Origin of the sequence: Pauljensenia sp. UMB3104 (assembly GCF_030217285.1) — a bacterium.
In the GTDB taxonomy this organism is placed as follows: domain Bacteria; phylum Actinomycetota; class Actinomycetes; order Actinomycetales; family Actinomycetaceae; genus Pauljensenia.
Map to the genome: position 1 here is coordinate 1 of NZ_JASONN010000070.1, position 464 is coordinate 464.

Sequence of the window (464 nt, forward strand, 5' to 3'; positions counted from 1 at the left end):
GGTAGTCGGGCACGTCCACGACCTCGGTCTCGAAGTCGAGGGTACGCCAGCCGAGCTCGCCGGCCTCGTAGTCGAAGTAGCGGTCGATCGCGCCCGTGTAGACAACCGGGACCTGGCCGACGGACGCGGCCTTCGAGAACGGCGAGGAAGCATCGAAGAAGTCCATGCCCGTGTGCACGGTGATACGCGGGTGATCGACCATGTTCGCGATCCACGCGCCGTAGCCGTTGAGAGGCAGGCCCTCGTAGCGGTCCTGGAAGTAGCGGTTCTCGTAGGTGAAGCGCACGGGCAGGCGCGTGATGATGGAGGCTGCGAGCTCGCGCGGATCCGTCTGCCACTGCTTGGCCGTGTATCCCGCGATGAATGCGTCGTAGAGGGGGCGGCCGATCAGGCTAATCGCCTTCTCCTCGAGGTTGCCGGGTTCGCCCGTGATCTCGGCGGCCTGCTGCTCAATGAGCGCGCGC

The 464-nt window shown here is 65.9% G+C and carries 1 protein-coding gene; it reads right to left on the reverse strand.

What is annotated here, in order from left to right:
* Positions 1 to 464, reverse strand: a 464-nt coding sequence (locus QP415_RS10795; RefSeq protein WP_285100048.1) for a UDP-galactopyranose mutase, incomplete at both ends; no start/stop codon positions are given.